Here is an 18,092-nt window from a genome sequence, read left to right as displayed (position 1 = left end):
GTTGGTGGGCACATAGGCATTAGGTCGCGGTTCCCTCGATCCGGGAGCCCCCTCGCAGGACCATTTTTCTCAGAAAGTGAGACGTCAAACAGGTAATCTTCTGCATTGGCACAAAGGGCATTGGCGGGTCCTCGTGACCCTCTGCAATCAAGGGGATACTTAGTGACAGCACCGCGTCTTTTCATCTCATATAGCTGGTCTTCCCAAGAGCATGAACTTTGGGTTGTTGACCTCGCCACGAGGCTCATGGAATCCGGAATCGACGTAATTCTGGACAAATGGGAGCTAAAGGAAGGACACGATTCAATTGCCTTCATGGAGAAGATGGTCACCGATCCGACCATTGCGAAGGTCGCTGTTATCTCCGACAGGAAGTACGCAGAGAAGGCCGATGGGCGTGTCAGCGGCGTCGGTACAGAAACGCAGATCATCTCAAGGGAGGTCTACGAGAAGCAGGATCAGAATAAGTTTGTGGCAGTTCTTCCCGAGCGTGACGAGGAAGGGAAGCCCTACCTGCCGACCTATTACAAGGGCCGTATTTACATCGACCTTAGCTCGCCCGAGAACTACGCATCCGAGTTCGAGCGACTTGTCCGATGGGTCTTTGACAAACCCCTGCACGTCAAGCCGGAAGTAGGGAAGCCGCCCACCTTTCTGGACGAGGAGCCGGCGAAGTCTCTTGGAACCTCCGTATCTTTTCGGCGCGCGTTGGATGCCCTGAAGAACGGAAGGCCCTTCGTTGAAGGCGCTGTGGATGAGTACCTGACGACCTTTGCCGAGAACATGGAGCGATTCAGGATCACCCTCGATAACTCGAAGGAGGCGGATGAGCAGGTCGCCGACAGCATCGATGAGTTCACTCCATACAAGAACGAGTTCGTCCAGGTGATGCTCGCGATTGCGCAGTACGCCGCGAACGACGACATGCAGAAGAAGCTGCATCGGTTCTTCGAGCAGCTACTGCCGTACCTTGATCGTCCCGAGAACATGAGCTCTCAACATTCGTGGGACTTCGACAACTTCAAGTTCATCGTCCATGAGCTCTACCTGTACGCGATCGCGATACTTATCCGCTATGAGAGATTTGCGTTTTCCGACAGGCTGTTGGCGACACCCTATTACGTGAGTTCGAACGCGAATCGCGGAAGGGATGCGACCGCCACTTTTTCCGAGTTCCGTGAATACATGGAGTCATTCCAAGGGCGGGACAAAAAACTGGGCCGGCTATCAAGTCGCGCCGACCTGCTGAAGCAAAGAGCAGACTCCTCGGGGTTCGACTTCAAGTGGCTACTGCAGGCGGACTTCGTGCTCTACCTCAGGGCCACCCTCAATGATGACTACTATGTTCGCTGGTGGCCTGAGACGCTTGTTTACGCTACTCGTTCCTACGGCCCGATGGAAATCTTCGCCAGGTCTCGCTCGGCCTCCTATTATCGTGAGGTAAGCAAGATCCTCGGCGGCGTTTCCGCTGAAGACCTGAAAGCACATGTGAAAGAACTTCAGACTGATCAGCAGGAGCTTCCTAAATGGCAGTTCGAGCGGATTGCTCCGGGTGTGCTTACAGGCATCGACAAGCTCGCCAGCACGCCCTGACTCTCCTGCATTGAATCAGTAGGCGCTTACGCCTAAGAGGATGAATTGGAAAGGCCCGCTTATTGCGGGCCCTTCTACAAACACGGCACGGCAACGTCGGCACTATTCGTCACGATTCCCGAGGTCGAACTCCACCTGTTCGTAGCCGTCCCTGTGGTCATGAACTTTGATAATGGTGCGCTGAATCTTGAGCTTGGAGCCAGCCCGCGTCTGCGTGAACCGGACGTCGCAGATGAGCACATCCCCCTTGCGGAAGGCTTCGCCATTGTCGATGCGGGCAATGAACGTCTCGTCTTCCATCGCATACTGAAGCGATGCCTCGCCGTCCCACATCGTCCACTTGTGGCCGCTACCATCTTTGAAACTCGGCTCCTGGATCGTGAGTCCCATCTGGATGGTCTGCTCCACGACGGGCGTTTCATCCACGATCGCATGGAAGAATGGCGCCTCTTCTTGGGTAGCAACTGCAATCTGCTGCCCCTCCGACTGAATCTCAATCTTGTCAACGCCCGGCTTGGATAGAGCTTGCCCGACGAACTGCGCGGCGGCCTTTCCCGCCTTCTCATCCATCGTTAGATTCAATGATTCAGTCTGCACGATGATGACGTTCCCGTTGACGTTGGTCACGGTGACGTTGTTGCTTTGGTCGGTGTGCTCAACCTTCTGCGGAGGCTGGCCCTTCAAGAACTTGAAGAGATTTACCGACTCCTTCACTGCTGTCAGTACGCTTCGCACATCGGGAGTGGTCGTGAGTACGGTAGCGCCCAGACCGACAACGTGGAATATCAGGTCGGTCTCGAACGAACCATGCTGAAAGGCTTTGACTTCGGCCTTTACCTCTACGTCGCCATACAATTGCCTGGTGGCAGCGACAACGTAGTCAGAGAACGCCACCATGTTTGCAGCGGCAGCGTACACGTCCATTGAACCATCATCTACGGACGGCCCTTTGTACTTCAGTAGGATGCCCACGCCGGGCTCCTCGTATTGCTCGACGATCTGCATCCTGCACCCCCTTCGTGTCAGTCGTTGCGACTGAAACCCCTTTGGGATTTTTGCACGGCTGCGGCCATTCAGCCACCGATCGCCCGTCGGCGCGCGGCGGTCCACAAGCGCATGAGAAAAAAAAGGGATGCCGTGACGACATCCCCTCCGAAACACGGCCGGGCCACCCGTTGCCCTCTGCGCACCTAACCAACCCGGCCGGGTTTGCTCGGGTCAGGCAGGGAGGAAGGCCAGGTGCGCCATCCCCGGCCCCAGGGCGTCCGCCCTGCGCTTGGTCTCGCGGTCCACGTACAGGTCCAGCGCGCGACAGTAGGGCTGCCCGGCCAGGGCCGCGGCCTCGTCGAACTCCTCGGAGCCGACGGCCACGCCGTTGCGGGCGGCGGCGGCCTCGAGCTCGGGGAACGGGTCGCACCCGTGCTGGATCGCCGCGACCAGGGCGGCGAGTGCCAGCATCGCCGGGTGGCACGGTGGGTAGTGGGCGCGTCGGTCAGTCATCGCCGTCGCCCCCGATCAGGTCGTGGTCGATCTCCCGCTCGCGCATGGCGAGCTGCACCGAGCCGAGCGGGTTCGACCTGCCGGCGTGCCAGGCGCGGATCGCGACCAGGATGCCCTGGAGGCGCGCGTCGCCCAGCTTGATGTACTCCTGCACCTTGAGGAAGTCGTCCTGCTTCATCGCCGTCGCCAGCTCCACCGGGCCGACGGGGCGGTCCTTGGTGGGCAGGCGGTCGATCAGGGACAGCACGGCGGAGGCCAGGGCGACGTTGCGCGTGCCGACGGCGACCTGGGCCATGTGGCCGAGCTCGGCGGGGCCGGCGTGCTGGAGCTGCTGGAGGTACTCGGTGCGCCTGGGGTCACCCAAGGCGGCGCGGGCCAGGACCTTGGCCGGGGAGTCGTAGAACTGGCGCTGGGCGACCAGCTGCGCGTGCGGCGCGCCGGCCTCCTTCATGATCTTGTCCAGCTCGGCCTTGGAGTTGTCCTTGATCTCGCGGACGCTGGCGAGCGCCTCGTGCTCGGCGAAGCGCGCCACGTCGGCCATGCCGATGCCGGGGGCGCTCTTCCAGCGCGCGGCGATCTGCTGCTTGCGGGTCGCGATGTCCTTGTTCAGCCGCTCGATCGCGGCGAGGGTGCGCTTGTGCAGCAGGTCCAAGGTCGAGGCGAGCTCGCCGATCTGCTGGGTGCTGAGGAGGGGGGTGCCGCTGAGTTCGATCTTCATTGCTCGTGTGCTCCGGTGGGTTGTGGTCCTCCGGTCGCCTGTCACGAGCGCATCCCCAGCCGTGGGGTGGTCTGCGCGCCAATGCGCTGACCGGATGCGTTCAATGTGTCGCGGAGCGTTGGGCGCGAACGCCATCGTTTCCCGGACGTGTTTCCCTCGAAGCTGCCGCCGTCACTGCGGCTTGTGATTCATGGGTTTGGCGTCGCGCCGCCCACTGATGGAATGTCAGAGGGCTGAAGTCGTCGCAGGATTTGCGACGGTGTCGCGCTTCACTGCACCTGCAACATTCCGTTGCCGACCCTACACAGGACCCTGCAATGAGCACCACTCAAATCGGCGTCAAATGCTCTTGTGGAAGTGACAAGTTCGAGATGCCCAAGAACCCGAAGGCATCGGACACCATCAAGTGCTCCAGGTGCGGAGCGAGCGGCACTTATGGCAACGTGATGCGGCAGGCGACCTCGCAGGCCAAGATCGCCGTTGAGAAGCAGCTCAAGGACATGCTCCGCAAGGCGGGGTTCAAGTAAGGAGTCCAGGCTAGGCGTCCTTGGCTGGCGCGCTGCCCAGGCCGCCGCACTCCTCGCACATGCGCACGCGCACCACGTCGTCGGAGAAGGTGAAGCGGGCGCAGCACATGCGGCGGAGCCAGCCGATACGGCGCACCACCTTGGGTGGCCCCTCGTTGAGGTCCAGCACCTCGGCGCGCCGTCTGCCGCCGTCGCAGGGCCAGCGGGCTGGCTCGACCAGTGCCCTGGCGATGCGCCTGTCCTCGGGCCTCAGCTCGCGCCTGCCCGGCGTGGCGCCGAGCCATCGGTAGTTCGGGTTCCTGGGGTCGTGGCATCGCGCCGTCACGGCGCTGTACCCGATCCCCACGGCTGCCGCGGCCGACCTCGCGGAGGGGTACCGCACCCCGCCCACCTCGACGGCGACCGGCTGCCCGTTAGTGCCCCCGGTTGACGCTGCCATGCTCGCGCCGCGCCTCGTACTCCAGCGACATGCGCTCCCACTCGCCCTGGTCAAGGCGAGGCACCGGCCCGAGGCAGGTCATCTCGCTGCGGCGGGCCAGGGCGTCGCGCCCGCCAATCGCCTGGACCGCATCGGGCGAGGTGTCGTTAATCGCGTCCAGCATGGCGTCGATCTGGGCCGCGCACTGCACCACCTCGGCCACGCTTAGGTTCTCACTCATCGTCTTGCTCCTTGTTAGCGTTGTACTTACCCAGCAGGGCGACAAGCTGCGCACGCTCAGTGGCAGGCATCCGCAGCAGCCCATCTGCTGACAGGCCCGTGTCTTCAACTTTGACGCGCAGGCGTTCGGCCATCTCGTCGCCGTAGTGGAACTTGAGCATCACTTCCAGCAGACGATCACTGTGCTTCTTCACTGTGAGCGCGCGCTGTTCGCCTGTGTGTGGGTCGCGTTCTGTTGAGACCTGGCCTTGGTAGATGACTGGCTCATCCACGCCGACAACAGCGCGCCGATATGCTTCTTCCAGAAGGGCGTCCATCGCGATCTGGATGGACTGTTCCCAGCGACGCCTGAAATCCAGGTCGTTCTGCTTGTACTCGAACGCGAGGCGCCTGGAGATGCCGCACACCTGAGCCGCCTGTTTCGGCGAAGCTGTGTCCTCCAGAATCTGGAGAAAGACCTCCTGCACCTCGGGGGTGAACTTCTTCGTGGCCATGGCCAACTTCCGAAAGGTGGTGTTGAGCTTGATCGTGCCGTGTCATGCGCGCGAGGCACGCCAGCACTTATGCAAGCCGATCAATCGCTTGGGATGCATGGGCCACCCGAACCCCGATTAGATGGTCAGAGTCCACGCGCGCGAGGGAGAGGTCTGGCGCGCAGTTGGACGACAATTCGACGCATTCCCTGAATTGGTGTCACGCCTGCCACATTCGGCCAGGCACTCGCCTTTCCGATGCCTGGTGCACTCCCTTGCTGCCGCATCTGATGGCCCGAAAGCCTTGTGCTGCCAGGCTTGTTGCTTCGTTGCTGCTGCTGCGCTCGATTTGCTTTAACTGCCAGAGCTATCTGGACCTTGATCCTGAATCTGGCCAGGGCTTTTGTGTTTTCAGGTCTTAATTAAACAAGAGCAACAAGAGCAACAGAGCAACGAGTCTTGCAGCACAAGGCTTTCGGGCGCTGCCCATGGCTACTGGGGGTCAGCAGCCAGGGCAGCACCCAGCCTCACGTCATGGCCTCACGTAGCCGCGTCCCTGCTTTCCTTCATGTCCAACGCGCACGTTGTTCTTGTGCTCCCAGCCCAAGTGCTTCTCCATGACGATCTTCAGGCGCTGCGTGTGCTCAGGACGCTGATCACCTGGGCGAATCTGTAGCGCTTCGCTCAGGAGCATGCTGGTGTGCACGCGATCCATCGGCTGGACTTCCTTGTAGTTTTCATCGTCAGTCCAGACGACCTTGCGATCAACATAGGCGCGCAAGATGTCAGCCCACGGGTCTTCGGCAACGCGTCCCTCCTGCTCGACGGCTGCCATTTCCCACAGTTCCTGCGGCAGGAATAGCGATTCGCCCTCTGCCTCCCTGGTAGCAGCTTCTGCCCAGAGCTGGTCGCGATCAGCTACCAAGGCATCCAGGTCGATAACGCCGACCTTCACGGGCCAGAAGCGCCTGTTGCCTGTCTGGTCCTTCAGGTACGTTGCTTGGTTGGTGGTGCCGATGAAGATGCACTGACGCCGCAGTTCTTCATGCATGCGACCATACGGGCGACGGACATGGTCGATACTGCTCGACACGAACGCCTTGAGTGCCTCGACGCCTGACTTGGACAGGACGGACATCTCCCCCAGTTCGATGATCCAGCGTCCCTGCAATGACAGGGGTGCATCCTTTGACTCTGTGTTGCCGATGGGTGAGTCCGAGAACCACTCGACGTGCGGCGACAACAGCTTGACGAAAGAGCTCTTGCCACTGCCCTGGCTTCCTTCCAGAACGATGACATTGTCGAACTTGCAACCAGGCTGTCGAACGCGCCTCACGCCAGCAATCATGGTCTTGGCACCGATGGCGCGAACATAGGCATTGTCCATCGCGCCTGCATACGTCACCAGCAGCTTGTCGATGCGGGGCACGCCATCCCAGGTCAAGCCATCCAGGTAGTCGCGGACTGGATGCACGGTGTTCTCGCGAGCAATGGTGAGCGCTGCCTCCAGGACGTCGTCCTTGGTCCAGTTTGCGTCAGTAGCCTCGACGAAATACTGTCGGATGCGACGCACCACGTCATCGTCCAGTCTGCGGCCCACGTCCACTGTCCATGGCAACTCCGGTGCCGTGAGATGCGTTGACCCGCCAAACTCGTCATATGCCAAGCCAAGCTGGTCGCGGATATGGCGCATCAGCTTCAGGCAGTTCGGGAAGTTGCTGACGATCTTGCCGGCGTCAGTGCGCCTCATCGCAGGCAACTGCTCGCCCTCGAACGGCACAATGTCGAAGTCCTCTTCTGGGGCTGAATGGGGCACGGTCCCACCTGCGGCCTGCACCACCTTGTGCAGATACTTCACGGTGATCGGCTTTCCTGCGCGCCCTGCCGAATGCAGTGAATCCCAGCGGCGCCCGATGATGTGGCGATGGTCCGCGTACTCGGGGTCGTCGGTACTCCAGTCGATGAACTGCTCGCGCCCCTCACCAGCAGTGGCGTGATGACATGCCATCATCAGGCTGAGCCATTCGTCGTGTTCGCGGAAGTTGCCTGGGTCGAGATATTCAAGGGTAGAGGCAAGCATCTCTGGGGTGAGTTCGCCCCACAGTTCTGCATCCGCCCCCTGCTGCAGTTCGGGCCTGCGGATCAGCTCCAAGAGCGAATCTGGCGCCTGCGGCGTTTCATCTAGGCCGACCAGGAAGAACTCGGACTCATAGCGCTTACCATTGGGGTGCACGGAACCTGCCGCGACCACCTGCTGGCCTGCAGTTTTGAACTCGACACCTGGATACTTTGCCAACGTGCCAAGGATGGGCATGTCTGCAGGCTTGCGCAGGTGATAGTGGTGGCCACCCCCGCCAGTGATGACGTGCGGGCACGCATCCAAGTCCAGGCCAATGTCGCTGGCCAGTTCGGCCAGGCTATCGCGACCTGCAGGGTAGTTGCGCGGGTCGGCATCGATGACGAGGTCAATTGGGCGCAGGCGGACGCCCACGTTCAGCCCTTCGCGTTCCGCGTGCGCCAATACTTCGGCGGGGTCGGTCTGGGTGCGCGTCCAGCCCGTTGAAATCGGCCGCTTGTCGCCGCGATGCAGGAGGATGAGGCAATGCCCTGCCTCGACGTAGGCCCGCATGGGCGCGAACAGTGGCTTCAGTGCGAGTGAATCGGCGGCATCATTGTTCCCGTGAGCCCTGGACAGCTCCGCCTCTTGGTCAGTCATACCCTTGCGCCCGCCTTGCCCGCGGGCGTTTTCTTCCATGTCCATGGTCAGCCCTCCATATCAGCGCCACGGCGCTTCATGTGGGCCCGCAGGTCGCCCATTCGGTATCGGATCGTGCGCGAGCCGACCACCAAGTGCGGCGGATGGCTTTCGGGACGCTGGCTGCGAGTCCAGGCCAGAGTGCGCGGTGTCAGGCGCAGGAAGGCAGCAGCCTCGATGCTGGTGACGACTGCGTCATCCGGCAGGGCATGCAGTTCAGATAGTTCTTGGGGATTGAGCCTCTTCGGCTCGTGTGAATTGGCCACGGTGGTCTCCTCGTCAGCCGTTCTCGCAGCGACGACATGTCACTGGAGACTCCGCAGCCCTTCGCCGCAGATAGGCCCCTTGTCCACCCGTTGTCATTCGGAGGGGGGCTCGGCTGTTCTTGCCACCGATAGCACTTCTGATCGCCATAGCAATTGCCGACGATCCCCCGGGTCAATCGCTGACCGGGATTGGCTCGATATTACTTGCTAACCAAAGCCAAGGAAACCATTGTCTTGCCAGAGTGACCAGGTGGCTCCGTGCCGCGTCCGAATGGCCTCGGGCTGTCAGCGCCAAGGCCGAAGCTCCCGGAAGCGACACGGTCCACCTGGTGAGACCGCGTGGCTATTCCTTGAGCCGTGGCGGCCACGATCCGGGTTCGTGAATCAGGCCCAGCGCGTCGAGGATGTAGAAGGAAGCCTTCTCCTGGTGTTCGCGCAGGTGGTCGAGCGAAGGGTGCAGGTATCCCATGGTTACGCCCCCGCTGGAGGCGCTGTGGTTCAGCAGGAACTTCAGCTCCAGCAATGGGACACCTGCCTGCAAAGCCAGAGAGGCATAGGCGTGACGCAGCGCATGCCCCGTCAAGCCATCCAACTCGGGCTGCTGCACCTCGGCGACGTGCCCACTCTTGCTGTCCGAAGGAAACAGCCACGGGCTCCGGCGGTTCATCTCGGGATTGGCGGCAACCCTGTGGGCAACTAAGTCAGACAGCGCAGATGACAATGGCAGGTCGAAGGCACGGGCGGAACCACCCTTGGGCGAGGGAACGTGCAGGGCGTTACCTTCCTCGCTGACGTGCTCCATCTTGGACTCGCAGGCAGCTGTGCGCCGCATCCCCGACAGCATCATGAACAGGTTGAGGTCTCGTCTGACGGGTGACAGGCCCAGCACTGCCTTGCCCCACGCCTTCAGGCGATCTGCCTCGACGTCCACCTTCCTGCGCTTCTGGCCATGGAAGTCCACATTCATCGCCGGGTTGGCGGGCAGGTCGGGATGCTCACGCAGACCGCGGTTGTACACGGCGCGGAAGATGCGAAACACCGCGTCGGCGGTAGTAGCGCCGTTCTTTTTGGTGATGCGCGCATGGCGCTCACGCACGCCAGCACGATCCGCACCGAGTTCGGCCAGTGGCGTGTCTAGCCAGTCGGACAGGTACTGACCACAGTTGTAACGATATCCCTCGACCGTCTTCGCCGACAGCTTCTTTGCCGCGATATGCAGGTCCAGCGCCTGCTGTAGTGTCATGCCCCGCGCCCGTGCCTTCCTGCGCTCTTCGGTCGGATTGACGCCCGCGCGCATGGCGACCAGCGTCTTGGCAGCAAGCGCCCTCGCATCCTTCGCTGCTAGCGCGGGGTGCTCCCCGATCTTGGTGCGCACCTGCCGCCCGCGCACCAAGCTTTGCGTGTAGTAGGAGCGCTTGGTGTTGGACACGATCAGGTAGAAACCCCGCAGTTCGGGATCGGCATACAGGACCGTGCGGCCACGCTCCACCGTCGGCGCCCGCTCGACGAGCGCCTGAGTGATCTTTGCTTTCATGGGTTGGATTCCTCGACGTTTGCGACACCGTCTGAACACGGTTTTTGCGCACAACAGCGCAAAGCTGCGCAAGCTCAAACCCTCAGACTCACCGCCATAATGTCGTGCGAAATCAACGGCGTAAGCCTGTTTTTGCCCAAGGAATCAAGTCACGGCAAAGCCTATTCGTGCCGTCTGTTAATCAGGGGGTCGTTGGTTCGAGTCCAACTTCGGGCGCCAGATCATGAGCAAAGGGCAGCGAGAGATCGCTGCCCTTTGTTCTTTCGCCCCAGCCTGTCCCGCGTCACCAGCACTGGGCCACGCCTGCGCTGCCGGTGGCGCCCTTGACCCCGGTCTGGGTCACGCTCAGCGTTCCACACTTGGGATCCTGCTGTCCGCCTTCGGGGGCGGCCTCCAGGCGATAACTCTTCGCGTCCGCTGCAGCCACCCTGATGTTGTAGAAGTTCGACAGATCGGTACGGCATTGCATGTTCGGCAACGCCGGCGAATTGTTCGAAGCATCCACGTACTTCAGATTGGTCGTGTAGTAGCGCTCCATGAACTGCGCCGCTTCCTGCAGGCAGCTCTGCGCCGCTGCCCGGCGTGACTTTACGACGTGCTCCCGATAGCTCGGATAAGCGATCGTGGCCAGATCGCAATCACGGCCACCACGATCATGAGCTCTATCAACGTGAAGCCCTGCGCGTGGGCATTCCTTCGGCTCGCCCGGCGTCGGATTGAACGGTTCATTCTTAGTCCCTCACGATCTCGCGCCAGGAAATGCGGCCCTGGAAGTTGCTGAGGTTGACTCCCGGATCCTCGACTCCGCCGCTCGAGGTGCCCGAAGCGATGTAGCCCGTCGTCGACCCCGGGTCCGACACCAGAGTTCCCTGGGACACCATGTTGTCGGTGCGCAGCGAACCCGTCGGCGTTCGCACGGTTTGGCCGTTCGACGTGTGGGAAATGTAGTCGTCGAAAACGCCGTTGCCATCGGCATCGAAGTAGACAATCTCGGTCGCGGCACCGGTGTAGGCATTGACGGCATTGATATAGCCGCTTCCACCCACGCCGCATGGATCACTTGAAGGCACGATGCTGTTGACGTTCAACGTACTGCCTATCAGATAGGAGTCGGATACCACCCGTTCACCGACCGCAGCGGCGGGATCGTAGGGCGGGTTCACAAAATCCAGATACCATCCCTTCTTTTGCGCCATATCGCCAGGCACCGCCTTCTCGAATGCCCGGTCCCCGTTCGCGGCAACGACCGCGATCTTGCGCTGCTTCAGGTCAGCGCGGGAGCCGATCCGCGCGTTGTCGTCGATGAGCCCATACCAGGTCTGCACGCTGCGGTCGCCCGGGTCCCCGGCGGTGATGTACCGGCCGGTGCCGAAGAACACCCACCTCTTGTAGGTGGAGGGATCGATGCCGATCGCGATGCCACCGGTGATGGGCTGCGCTCCGCCGGAGGCGTTCCGGGCGGTAAACAGGGGATATACCGTTTGCCCCTGCTTGAACGCGACGTCCCAGGAGTTCGCGTTGCTGGCGCTCAGATCGAACTTCCACACGTTGCCCAGCAGGTCCCCTGCATATACGAAATCGACGTCGCCATCGCGGTCCACGTCCCACCCCTTGGGGCCGGCCAAGCCGTTATCCTGCGTAGCGGAGCCCGCCTTGGTGTCGATCTTCTTGATCAGCGCGCCGGTTTCCAGATTGATGACGAACAGAAACGCGCGCTGCGTCGCGCTGTTGTATCCATTGCCGACAATGACGGCCGGCACCTGGCCTGCACCCGTTTCGACCTTCGTGATGACCGGCCGGCTCAGTACGTTGCCGAGATCCGCGTCCGTAAACTCCCAGAGCACCTTGCTGGACGAGAAGGCCGACGGGTCGGTCACGTCCAGGGCATAGAGCGCCTTGCCCCCACGGCCAAGTGCGCCCACGAGGATGTTCCGGTTGGGGGTCTGCTCGCGCGTGGACACCGCGATCTCGCCGTCGACGAAGTACTGGTGGCTGTACTCGGGATCGCTGAGCGTCTTGAAGTTGCCCCAATTGATGTTGCCGGGCACGTAGGCAAAAAGCTCCCTGCCGTCGCGCGTCGAGAAAGCATGCAACATCCCGTCGTTGGCGCCTACGTAAAGGGTCTCGGTATCGGCCACGTAAGCCGGCGACGAGTTGACGATGTCGCCCAGCAGATGACGACGGTCGCGGAAGGTGCCGCTGACGCTGTTCTGCCGCTCCCCGCTACGTTCGCCCTTGAGGTAGTTGAATATCGCCTCGCTCCCCAAGGCAGCCTTCTGCGAGGCGGTCAAATTATTCCATGCAAAGGCCACGCCGGAGGAGCCGTTCCAGGTATAGACCTTCCGCTGGCTCACCTCCGTCGGAATGCCCGAGGATGCGCGCCACGATTCCACCGACGTATCCACGCCCCGCTCCGCGGTCACAGGGTAGGCGACCACTTCGCCGGTCCAGACCCCGGAGACGTACTTGGCCTGGTACAGCTTCGTGCCGGCCAGGATGGAAGCACTGTTGGTGGCAACGCTGGAGGCCGAGGCCGTGCGCTCGTTGATGCGGGCCAAGACGCTCTTCATGCCGCTGGCGAAGGCGTCCGGCTCCTTGGCGCTGAAGAAACCGCCACGCGAGTTGACCGCGGCATGCAACAAGTCGTCCACGTTGTATGCGGAATCGCCACCTGCGGGGGCGGTACCGGGCTGCGGCCAACCACTCCGCTGCCCTTCCCCGTAGACGCCGGTGTAGGTGACCTGCGCGCCGGTTCTGATCGCGGCGAACGCATCGTCCGGGTCCACGTTGGTCGTCAGGCCCAGGCCTACGCCGAACGTCACCAGGTGCTGCCAGAACGCCGGGTTGCTGTCGCTGACGCTTACGTTGTTGGGCAGATCGGGGCGCAGATCATTGACCCAATAATAGAAGGCGTTGTCGGCCAACGTCCCGGAATAGCCGTCCGAGAAAGGAGCTCTCGGGGTGTACCGGTAGGTTTCGTTGGTATTGGAACGGACGTGCTCGGGCCCCGTCGTGTTGTCGACGTTTCCGGACACGCCCGCGTTCCCGTTCCAATATCCATCCGTCATCAGGATGTGGTAGTTGGCGCGGCAGCTGACCTGCGGCTGCGCCGAGGCGCTGCCCGGGGTGTCCGACCAGGGCCCGAGAGAATCGGACCGCCTGAAGTAGTTGCCGACGACCTGGGCCGTTTCGCGCAGAGGCGTGCCGCCGCTGATGCTCACCGAATAAAGCAGGTCGAAGAAGTTGCGCTTCTGGGCATCATCGAAGGCGCGCACACCGCTGCGGATCTTGCTCGTGTTGACGCCATCGATGTTTCGTCCGCCGGAGTTGATGGTCGCGAAGCCCACGCGCACGTTGTCCCGCTGATCAACAAAGGCGCGACCGATGCCGGCCCGGGCGGTCAAGACGCGCGACCGGTAGTACTGGTACCAATTCGCGAAATTCTGGATTTCTTCCTGGTAACTGCAAGTGCTGCCGGCACAGTCCGTCCGGCCACCCGCCTTGGGGTAGCTGCGGTTGGGGCGGATCTCCACCCTGGTGTAGCACCCCGGATTCTCGCGGTTCGTGCACTGGTCCATCAGATAATAGCGAGCGGGCCAGTAAGTCGCCGATGTCGCACTTCCATTGCCGCTTCCCGGCGTACGGCCGTTGTTCGAGTAGCTGTACCAGATGGCCGACTCGGTCAGGCTCGCCGTCAGGTTGCGGCAGCCCTTGCCCGGGTCCACGGGGTTATTGAGCGCGCAAGAGGGGTTGGCATTCGGAAACAAGGTCCCGTCCCAACGGGCCCATGGCAGATAACGCGTGGCGGGGTTGTAGTAGGACGCGTTATGGTCGGGCGACCGCGAGAACCGGTTGAACCAGTCGTTGTCGACCACGGTCACGACGCGGTTGGGCAGGTTGTCTGCGCCGTAGATATCGTCGCTCGTGCGCGGGAAGACGAAGTTCGGGGAGCGATTGCTGTCGGTGCTTTCTCCCCGGGGCGCCTTGTTCTGCTCGGGGGTGATCTCGAACTGCATCGAGCCCGAGTCGTCGAGGGTGAACATGATGTTAGGCGGCACCAGCACGCCCGATTGCAACGGGATCTGAGGGAACTCCACCGCCGCGTTCACCGGCAACGCGAGCAGCGTGGCGGCAAAGGCTGCCGCGATCAAAGCCAGGCCCTGACGTCCGGAACGAGGATGAAGGGTCATGCTACGGAACGGCAACATGGGGGCTCTCGCTCAAGGGGTCATGTAGTTGCTTTGCAACAGCACCGAAGCGGGACCGTCGCCGCTTCTCGCCGTTATGCGATAACGGGGGCGAAGGCAAGTCGGCTCTATCGGCACCGCCTGGTCGCAGCCGGGCCATGCCGGATGCTTGCCCATGTACTCGATGAAGAATTCCGGGCGGCCCTGGATGCCTTGAAGCGACGCAGTCGCGGGGCGCCACGCGTTGAAGCCGGGATCGAGCCACCTTTCAGGTTTGTTGTCCGCGGCGACGGGCGTGCTGCAGAAGCCGTTGGTGCACGCATCGTCGAACGCGGGCGGTGCGCCGGCGAGCAAAGACTCGGCTTCCCGCAACGCGGCCTCGGCCGCCTGGAACGCCAAGCTGCGCGCGTACAGATTGGCGCTCATGCGCTCCTCCAGTTGCGTGGTGCGGAGTACGACCAATCCAAGCACGGTCATGATCAACAACAGAATCAGGGCGACGACCAGCGCGGCGCCCCGCTGGTCCCGATCCAAGGTGGGCATATGGCTCATGGAGCGCGATTCCTCAGAGCGACCACATGGGTCAACCTGCGCGTGAGCGGTTGTCCATCCGACCCCACCCGCTCCCCGCTTACGACGTCAAGCGCGACCTCCACCGCGGTCACGTCCTTCCATGCAACCAGAGGGCTGCTCGCCGGCAGGTACTGATCCCCGGCGAGATAGCGCAGCTGCAGATTGCTGATGCCGTCGGCAACCTCTTGGCCGCCGTTGCGATCGGCCCGATACAGCGATCGCCCGTTGCGGTCGTTATTGCCGACATACCAACGTGCGGCACTCAGTTTCACGACCAACGAGTTCGGCTTGTAGGTGTAGGGAGTACCGTTGGTGCTGCTGCACAACGGAGGGTAGCCGAGCCCCTTGGTGCAGTTCCCGGGCGAAACCGTGTTCCCCGGGTTATGCACGACGTTGCTGTTGGAACTGCTGGAGTTCGTGATCTGGGTGATTGCCGCCTGCACGTAGTCGCACACCATCACCACGTCGCCGTCTTCGAGATGGTGCTGGTTCGTGTTGAGGTGGAACTCCGCGGAGCTCGGATTGTGGGCCACTACCGTCACGCCCGGCGTCGCCGAACCGGACTTGATCTCGATCGCGTCGGTGCCTGCTACGCGCTGGGCATCGCCGCTGCCGAACGGCGCGTTGGGGAACGGTTGGTTGTCGTCGTAGCCGAGAATGCCATCGCCCCAATTGGCCCACCAATTCGCCGGCGCGGTACTGTTGTTCACCACGTTGGCCACGGGGATATTCTTGGCGCAAGGCGTGCCGGCCGCCTCGCGGATGTCGCGCGACATCATTTCGAAGGCCACGCGGGCGTTCTCCTGCATTCGGCTGAGGTTCTCAGTGGTGCGCGAAGTCTGCCGGTTGGTGATGAACAAGCTGACGGCGCCGCCCACCACGATGAGACCTATCAAGAGGGCGATCATCAGCTCGACGAGGCTGAAGCCGGCCGCGCGACGGGACATGGAAACGCTCATAGCCGGGTGCTCGTCTTGATCGAGTAGGTCTGTAGCTGCTGACGATCGCCGCTGCCGCGCGAATCGTCCCATCGGACGCCGACCGTGCAACCGTTGTTCCCGCAAGAGATGCTCACGCAAGCCGAGCTGCCCATCGAATTGCGTATGTTCTGGATCCACGCTTGCCGCTCGACGTCGGCGCGCGCGCCGCCTGCCGGTGGAGCGCAAGTCCACTCCGCGAGGTTGTAGTTTCCGGCCAGCGCCGCATCGCGATTGGCACGCATCACATCCAGGATCGCGTAGCTCTGTATTACCGCCTCGCTGCGTTCATAGGCGCTCTGATTGTTCCGCAACGCGCCGGCCTGTAGTGCCGCAACGCCCAGCAGGCCAACCGCGAGCACGAGCACGGCAATCAGAACCTCCAGCAAGCTAGCGCCGGCCAGCCGCCCGGGACCAGAGAAGACTTTCCGCATGATGTATTCCCTCCGGCTCATGGCGCCGGACAAGCGCCGTTGCCGTTACCCGTCTGCACGGCCACCCGGCTGCCGGACCTGATGGTCACCAGCCGCCGGTTGTCGGCCGGCCGGGTGGTGGCGACGCATACCGCGATCGTGGCCGCGGCCAGCAGATTGCCTTCACGAGCAAAGCCATCCGGGCGGAAGACGATCGAGCCATCCGTAGCCGCGACGGTTACCGGAGCCCTGACGTCCCCGACCCGCAGCAGCTCTTCTCCCGCATCGACACTGCCGTTGCCATTCGCGTCGGCAAAGACCAGCCAACCCGCCCAGTTCCCGCCGGCGCCGGCACAGGCGTTGCCGTTCTCGCTACGGCACATGACGACGCGTTGTCCGCGCCTCACCGCTTCGCTACGCGCCAACTGGATCGCGCTGACCAGTTCGTTGGCCTGCGCCGCAAGCCTGCTGGAGTTCCGAACCATCTCGAAGCTCGGCGCAGCAATCATCATCAGGATTGCGAGCACCGCGAGCGCGATCATCAATTCGACCAGCGTGAATCCAGCGGGCCCGCTGCGGACCGGCGAACGCCGGCGCCCGCTTCGCCGCAGGTCTTCTGGTGTGGACATTGCCTATCCCCCAAGATACGCAGGCACCTTAAGCCAAAGGGGTTCGGGCATCCAGCCCGGCGCCGATGAACGGACTCGGCCGGGGAACCAGCGGCGACCCCTCGACCAAGCCGAAGTTTCAACCTCCGCAGACACCCTCCGGGCCGATGAGTGAATCCGATCACAATGCGAGTCCGCTCGACGCGCTATGGCAGGCCCCCGTAATCGTCTGGGTCCTGCTGACGGGCGAGGCCCTCGCGGCCATGCTCGCGTTGGCGCCGGGCGTCGAGCGGGGGCACTGGGTGTTATTCGGCCTGGCGTCCCTCGCCATCCAGTGGGTTGCGCTCTTCGCCTTGGGCGGGCTGTACCTGCTTCGACGTCCGCTGTCCAGAATCCGCCCCCAGCGGATTGCCTATATCGCGCTGGTGCTGCTGCTGCTCGGCGCTTGGATCGTCGGCACCGCGGCATGGCTCTTCCTGGGCAGCACCCCCCTGGTCGGCGACGACGATTGGCTCACCTTCGTTCTCCGCCTGAGTGCGCTGGTGTCGGCCATCGGCCTGTTGGGCATCGCCGCCTTCCAGAACTACTGGCGCGCGCGCCAGCTCGCCCTGCGCGCCAAGCAGTCCGAGCTGGAGGCATTGCAGGCCCGCATCCGCCCCCACTTCCTCTTCAACACGCTCAACACCGGTGCGGCGCTGGTGCGCCGGCGGCCGGAGGAGGTGGAGCGGTTGCTGCTCGACCTGGCGGATCTGTTCCGCGCGGCGCTGGCCGGCCCGCACGACATTTCGCTCGAGGACGAGCTGGCGCTGGCGCGCCGTTATCTGGAGATCGAGGCGTTGCGCTTCGGCGATCGGCTGCAGGTCGCCTGGAAGCTGCCGCGCGAGATCCCGCGGGTGTCGGTGCCGGCCCTGTCGATCCAGCCGCTGGTGGAAAACGCGATCCGGCACGGCATCGAACGCCGCCCCGAGGGCGGGGAGATCGAGATCGCGGTCACCGCGACGCCGGGCACGGTCATCGTGCGCATCGCCAACCCGCTGCCGTCGAGCGGCAGCGAGGCCAGCCTGGGGCATCAGGTGGGCCTGAATGCCTCGCAGGTGCGGATCGAGGCGCTGACCGGCGGCCGCGGCAGCGTGCTGACCCAGCGCGAGGGCCGGCGCTTCATCGCGACGGTGCGGCTGCCGGTGCGCGGCGAGGCCGTCGTCGGGGATCCATGAAGGAAGGGGCGGACGGCGCGCTCCGCCCCATCGCCGCCGGCGCCTGCGCCGCATCGCTGCAACTGCCGCGCCAGCGCGCTTTTCTGGCGGCGCGGC

19 protein-coding genes are annotated in these 18,092 nt (G+C 62.9%); 3 read left to right on the top strand and 16 right to left on the bottom strand.

Annotated elements, in window-relative coordinates; translation table 11 throughout:
* Window positions 1–162 precede the first annotated feature (162 nt).
* Window positions 163–1,593, top strand: coding sequence for a toll/interleukin-1 receptor domain-containing protein (locus tag EDC50_RS01455; protein ID WP_123768700.1), 1,431 nt, complete (start codon window positions 163–165; stop codon window positions 1,591–1,593).
* 102 nt (window positions 1,594–1,695) lie between these two features.
* Here EDC50_RS01455 and EDC50_RS01450 read toward each other — a convergent pair whose 3' ends face one another.
* The 3 genes from EDC50_RS01450 to EDC50_RS01440 form a co-directional block, all read right to left on the bottom strand.
* Window positions 1,696–2,598 carry an LAPAL motif-containing putative phage structural protein gene (locus EDC50_RS01450; RefSeq protein ID WP_123768699.1) on the bottom strand — a complete coding sequence of 301 codons (903 nt, stop codon included), beginning with the start codon at window positions 2,596–2,598 and terminating at the stop codon, window positions 1,696–1,698.
* 213 nt (window positions 2,599–2,811) lie between these two features.
* Window positions 2,812–3,093: a hypothetical protein gene (locus EDC50_RS01445; RefSeq protein ID WP_242002930.1), complete on the bottom strand. Its 282-nt coding sequence runs from the start codon at window positions 3,091–3,093 to the stop codon at window positions 2,812–2,814.
* The gene (locus tag EDC50_RS01440; RefSeq protein WP_123768698.1) at window positions 3,086–3,811 is read right to left on the bottom strand and encodes a hypothetical protein; all 726 of its coding nucleotides are present in this window, start codon (window positions 3,809–3,811) and stop codon (window positions 3,086–3,088) included. Before EDC50_RS01440 ends, EDC50_RS01445 begins: the two co-directional genes overlap by 8 nt.
* 317 nt (window positions 3,812–4,128) lie before the next feature.
* Between EDC50_RS01440 and EDC50_RS01435 the strand changes: the two genes are divergently transcribed.
* Window positions 4,129–4,338, top strand: a complete 210-nt coding sequence (locus tag EDC50_RS01435; protein ID WP_123768697.1) for an ECs_2282 family putative zinc-binding protein — start codon at window positions 4,129–4,131, stop codon at window positions 4,336–4,338.
* Window positions 4,339–4,348: 10 nt separating this feature from the next.
* Here the strand turns inward: EDC50_RS01435 and EDC50_RS01430 are convergent, their stop codons facing one another.
* The 13 genes from EDC50_RS01430 to EDC50_RS01375 form a co-directional block, all read right to left on the bottom strand.
* Window positions 4,349–4,663, bottom strand: coding sequence for a hypothetical protein (locus EDC50_RS01430; protein ID WP_242002931.1), 315 nt, complete (start codon window positions 4,661–4,663; stop codon window positions 4,349–4,351).
* 88 nt (window positions 4,664–4,751) lie between these two features.
* A complete protein-coding gene (locus EDC50_RS01425; RefSeq protein WP_123768695.1) occupies window positions 4,752–4,997 on the bottom strand; it encodes a hypothetical protein in 246 nt (81 codons plus the stop codon).
* On the bottom strand, window positions 4,990–5,490 hold the full coding sequence (locus EDC50_RS01420; protein ID WP_123768694.1) for a hypothetical protein: 501 nt from the start codon (window positions 5,488–5,490) through the stop codon (window positions 4,990–4,992). Before EDC50_RS01420 ends, EDC50_RS01425 begins: the two co-directional genes overlap by 8 nt.
* Before the next feature lie 511 nt (window positions 5,491–6,001).
* Window positions 6,002–8,230: a VapE domain-containing protein gene (locus EDC50_RS01415; protein ID WP_123768693.1), complete on the bottom strand. Its 2,229-nt coding sequence runs from the start codon at window positions 8,228–8,230 to the stop codon at window positions 6,002–6,004.
* Window positions 8,231–8,232: 2 nt separating this feature from the next.
* Window positions 8,233–8,490, bottom strand: coding sequence for a DNA-binding protein (locus EDC50_RS01410; RefSeq protein WP_123768692.1), 258 nt, complete (start codon window positions 8,488–8,490; stop codon window positions 8,233–8,235).
* Window positions 8,491–8,833: 343 nt separating this feature from the next.
* Entirely contained in the window at window positions 8,834–10,024 is a 1,191-nt protein-coding gene (locus EDC50_RS01405) for a tyrosine-type recombinase/integrase (protein ID WP_123768691.1), read from the bottom strand.
* 283 nt (window positions 10,025–10,307) lie between these two features.
* The gene (locus tag EDC50_RS16835) at window positions 10,308–10,583 is read right to left on the bottom strand and encodes a type IV pilin protein (protein ID WP_342352323.1); all 276 of its coding nucleotides are present in this window, start codon (window positions 10,581–10,583) and stop codon (window positions 10,308–10,310) included.
* 29 nt (window positions 10,584–10,612) lie between these two features.
* Window positions 10,613–10,753 carry a prepilin-type N-terminal cleavage/methylation domain-containing protein gene (locus EDC50_RS16830; RefSeq protein WP_342352322.1) on the bottom strand — a complete coding sequence of 47 codons (141 nt, stop codon included), beginning with the start codon at window positions 10,751–10,753 and terminating at the stop codon, window positions 10,613–10,615.
* Window positions 10,754–10,755: 2 nt separating this feature from the next.
* Entirely contained in the window at window positions 10,756–14,214 is a 3,459-nt protein-coding gene (locus EDC50_RS01395) for a pilus assembly protein (protein ID WP_123768690.1), read from the bottom strand.
* Between the two features lie 30 nt (window positions 14,215–14,244).
* Window positions 14,245–14,754 carry a pilus assembly PilX family protein gene (locus EDC50_RS01390; protein ID WP_123769594.1) on the bottom strand — a complete coding sequence of 170 codons (510 nt, stop codon included), beginning with the start codon at window positions 14,752–14,754 and terminating at the stop codon, window positions 14,245–14,247.
* A 5-nt stretch (window positions 14,755–14,759) separates the two neighbouring features.
* On the bottom strand, window positions 14,760–15,743 hold the full coding sequence (locus EDC50_RS01385; protein ID WP_158635647.1) for a prepilin-type N-terminal cleavage/methylation domain-containing protein: 984 nt from the start codon (window positions 15,741–15,743) through the stop codon (window positions 14,760–14,762).
* Window positions 15,740–16,195 carry a type IV pilus modification protein PilV gene (gene pilV, locus EDC50_RS01380; protein WP_123768688.1) on the bottom strand — a complete coding sequence of 152 codons (456 nt, stop codon included), beginning with the start codon at window positions 16,193–16,195 and terminating at the stop codon, window positions 15,740–15,742. The genes EDC50_RS01385 and pilV overlap by 4 nt, the downstream gene beginning before the upstream one ends.
* Before the next feature lie 17 nt (window positions 16,196–16,212).
* Window positions 16,213–16,803: a GspH/FimT family pseudopilin gene (locus tag EDC50_RS01375; protein ID WP_123768687.1), complete on the bottom strand. Its 591-nt coding sequence runs from the start codon at window positions 16,801–16,803 to the stop codon at window positions 16,213–16,215.
* A 146-nt stretch (window positions 16,804–16,949) separates the two neighbouring features.
* On the opposite strand from EDC50_RS01375, the gene EDC50_RS01370 reads away from it, so the two are divergent.
* Complete coding sequence (locus EDC50_RS01370; RefSeq protein ID WP_123768686.1) at window positions 16,950–17,996, top strand: sensor histidine kinase; 1,047 nt, start codon at window positions 16,950–16,952, stop codon at window positions 17,994–17,996.
* The last annotated feature ends 96 nt before the right edge of the window (window positions 17,997–18,092 follow it).

The organism is Vulcaniibacterium tengchongense (assembly GCF_003814555.1).
GTDB lineage: Bacteria > Pseudomonadota > Gammaproteobacteria > Xanthomonadales > Xanthomonadaceae > Vulcaniibacterium > Vulcaniibacterium tengchongense.
This window is presented reverse-complemented; position numbering and strand designations above follow the sequence as displayed.

Excerpts from the sequence above, each read along its gene's own strand:
- pilV (WP_123768688.1), bottom strand. The coding sequence starts at position 16,195 with ATGCGGAAAGTCTTCTCTGGTCCCGGGCGGCTGGCCGGCGCTAGCTTG.
- EDC50_RS01435 (WP_123768697.1), top strand. The coding sequence starts at position 4,129 with ATGAGCACCACTCAAATCGGCGTCAAATGCTCTTGTGGAAGTGACAAG.
- EDC50_RS01440 (WP_123768698.1), bottom strand. The coding sequence starts at position 3,811 with ATGAAGATCGAACTCAGCGGCACCCCCCTCCTCAGCACCCAGCAGATC.
- EDC50_RS01370 (WP_123768686.1), top strand. The coding sequence starts at position 16,950 with ATGAGTGAATCCGATCACAATGCGAGTCCGCTCGACGCGCTATGGCAG.
- EDC50_RS01445 (WP_242002930.1), bottom strand. The coding sequence starts at position 3,093 with ATGACTGACCGACGCGCCCACTACCCACCGTGCCACCCGGCGATGCTG.
- EDC50_RS01375 (WP_123768687.1), bottom strand. The coding sequence starts at position 16,803 with ATGTCCACACCAGAAGACCTGCGGCGAAGCGGGCGCCGGCGTTCGCCG.
- EDC50_RS01425 (WP_123768695.1), bottom strand. The coding sequence starts at position 4,997 with ATGAGTGAGAACCTAAGCGTGGCCGAGGTGGTGCAGTGCGCGGCCCAG.
- EDC50_RS01385 (WP_158635647.1), bottom strand. The coding sequence starts at position 15,743 with ATGAGCGTTTCCATGTCCCGTCGCGCGGCCGGCTTCAGCCTCGTCGAG.
- EDC50_RS01390 (WP_123769594.1), bottom strand. The coding sequence starts at position 14,754 with ATGCCCACCTTGGATCGGGACCAGCGGGGCGCCGCGCTGGTCGTCGCC.
- EDC50_RS01415 (WP_123768693.1), bottom strand. The coding sequence starts at position 8,230 with ATGGACATGGAAGAAAACGCCCGCGGGCAAGGCGGGCGCAAGGGTATG.
- EDC50_RS16830 (WP_342352322.1), bottom strand. The coding sequence starts at position 10,753 with ATGAACCGTTCAATCCGACGCCGGGCGAGCCGAAGGAATGCCCACGCG.
- EDC50_RS01395 (WP_123768690.1), bottom strand. The coding sequence starts at position 14,214 with ATGACCCTTCATCCTCGTTCCGGACGTCAGGGCCTGGCTTTGATCGCG.
- EDC50_RS01405 (WP_123768691.1), bottom strand. The coding sequence starts at position 10,024 with ATGAAAGCAAAGATCACTCAGGCGCTCGTCGAGCGGGCGCCGACGGTG.
- EDC50_RS01450 (WP_123768699.1), bottom strand. The coding sequence starts at position 2,598 with ATGCAGATCGTCGAGCAATACGAGGAGCCCGGCGTGGGCATCCTACTG.
- EDC50_RS01420 (WP_123768694.1), bottom strand. The coding sequence starts at position 5,490 with ATGGCCACGAAGAAGTTCACCCCCGAGGTGCAGGAGGTCTTTCTCCAG.